Source organism: Croceicoccus hydrothermalis, from assembly GCF_022378335.1.
Lineage (GTDB): Bacteria > Pseudomonadota > Alphaproteobacteria > Sphingomonadales > Sphingomonadaceae > Croceicoccus > Croceicoccus hydrothermalis.
Map to the genome: position 1 here is coordinate 1 of NZ_JAIQCI010000092.1, position 1,739 is coordinate 1,739.

Below are 1,739 nucleotides of genomic sequence, written 5' to 3' on the forward strand. Positions count from 1 at the left end.
GTTTCGCCATCAGATCAGCCCCCGCGACAGGCGAACGATTTGCGCTGCGGCTCGGCAGGCGCCGTCGCCGCGTTCCTCATCGCAGAACGGCTGACGCATATGCAATTCCAGACCCCTACTGCCAAGCTTGAGGGCGGGCCCTCGTGACCGCTCGGCGCACAGCCACAGATCGCCATTCTCCCGCTCCACGAAGTGGTGGGCGCGAAAGATCAGCAAGTCTGCAGGCGTGCGCATCGCAACGTCCACCGTGACCGGATTGTCTTGTTCGGGGGACAGGCCCGCCCGGATGAGCATCGTATCACTGGCCAGATCTATCGCCGCTCTCTCAAAATTGTTGAAGTAGAGAGCGTCCGTCGGCGTCACTCCGATCACCAGCTTGCAGTCACCAAACGCAATGGAACTTGGCGGGAGATAGGGCGATTTGACGGTTCGGATCGGTCCTGCCCAAGCCATGGCCACGAGCGGCAAGGCCAGCAGCCGCAGTGCGGGATTATATTCATTGAGTTCGTTGTATTCCATCGAGACTTCCTATTGCAGACGCTGGATCGACCGATCCAACGGAAGCATCGATCTTGATTTTCATCCTACCGATTTGCTTCGTCTCTTTTTCACCTATCAACCTTCTTCCATGGTCGGCTCAACCCGCGGCCGGGAGGGCGCTGCCAGCGCATTGAACTGCAGGTGAAAAGCTGAAGAACTTGCACCTTTCCCTTCTGATTGTTTCTTTCGTCACGCTCACCGAGCTGACCTTCCGGCGTGTGGACATTGTCCACACAAAGGACCTGAGGCGGGACAACGCCGAACCCATGGACAAACGGTCTCAACGACCGGCTCGCAATAAGGAGGTTCCGGCCGACAGGCAGGGACAGCTCGAATTGGAGCTAGAGAGCCGTGTCCACAGCATGCAAAAATGGGGTTCCCCATTTTTGCGGTATTGCGCCTACTAAAAAATCGTGGCCAAAATTTCGCATTTGTCCACGCGTTTTTCCTGACCGAATGGGAAGGTGAAAGAATTTTGTCCACACAATCGCGGTGATACCGCCTTGGACGATCATGTGGACATTCTCCGCTGGTGTCCGCCGTTTAGGATCGGCCTTGCAGCGTCTGAAACTGGCGGACGATCAAAATCTACCATTCGGATTTTGTCCACACCGCTTGAGCAAAATTTCAGGCTTGATCGATGCGATTTTGCGATGTTGGAGAACACAAATTACCGGGGCGTTCGACGTTGGCGACCGCATGCGTTTTCGATTTAGAATACACGCTTTCTTGTAAGCGGGTGTTGGTCATTTTGCAGTTGCCAAGCGCTGTTGAAGCTTGACCTTCGCTTCCGCGCAACCGATCATTTTTGCGCTGACGCCGTCGTTGGTTTTTTCAAAAGGGCGTGGCCCGATAAAACCTTGCGACATGCGCAGTATGTCCATTGGGTTCGGTTAGGAATAATCTCCGCAATCGGTGACGCCGCGGGAAATACAACGTGCAGGCGCCGGTCATTCGGACGCTCTCGGCTATGCAACCGTGCTTCCGCTTTGCGCCTCAATATCGGTCATTGGCCCAACCGCCCACGGCTCCCGAAAGCGGTCACAGCCGTGAGCCTCCAGTGACATCCGCTTTCGGGACTGCCCGAGCGGCCCCTGAATGTCGGAGGTGGGGTGTATTCTGTTGAAAAAGTCCCGCTTGCGATTGGCGTGAAGTCCTGATTCAGTGTTCCGCAGGCAAGCGGAGATTGGGCTGATGAT

The 1,739-nt window shown here is 55.8% G+C and carries 3 protein-coding genes; all 3 read right to left on the reverse strand.

Going from position 1 to position 1,739, the window contains the following annotated elements; translation table 11 throughout:
* Positions 1 to 9: 9 nt before the first annotated feature.
* Positions 10 to 519 (reverse strand): hypothetical protein, encoded by a 510-nt coding sequence (locus K4G67_RS17460; RefSeq protein ID WP_239807510.1) that lies wholly within the window; start codon positions 517 to 519, stop codon positions 10 to 12.
* Positions 520 to 1,167: 648 nt separating this feature from the next.
* Positions 1,168 to 1,290, reverse strand: a complete 123-nt coding sequence (locus tag K4G67_RS17630; RefSeq protein ID WP_275588959.1) for a hypothetical protein — start codon at positions 1,288 to 1,290, stop codon at positions 1,168 to 1,170.
* Positions 1,287 to 1,424: a hypothetical protein gene (locus tag K4G67_RS17465; RefSeq protein ID WP_239807511.1), complete on the reverse strand. Its 138-nt coding sequence runs from the start codon at positions 1,422 to 1,424 to the stop codon at positions 1,287 to 1,289. The genes K4G67_RS17630 and K4G67_RS17465 overlap by 4 nt, the downstream gene beginning before the upstream one ends.
* Positions 1,425 to 1,739 lie beyond the last annotated feature (315 nt).

Excerpts from the sequence above, each read along its gene's own strand:
- K4G67_RS17630 (WP_275588959.1), bottom strand. The coding sequence starts at position 1,290 with ATGACCAACACCCGCTTACAAGAAAGCGTGTATTCTAAATCGAAAACG.
- K4G67_RS17465 (WP_239807511.1), bottom strand. The coding sequence starts at position 1,424 with ATGGACATACTGCGCATGTCGCAAGGTTTTATCGGGCCACGCCCTTTT.
- K4G67_RS17460 (WP_239807510.1), bottom strand. The coding sequence starts at position 519 with ATGGAATACAACGAACTCAATGAATATAATCCCGCACTGCGGCTGCTG.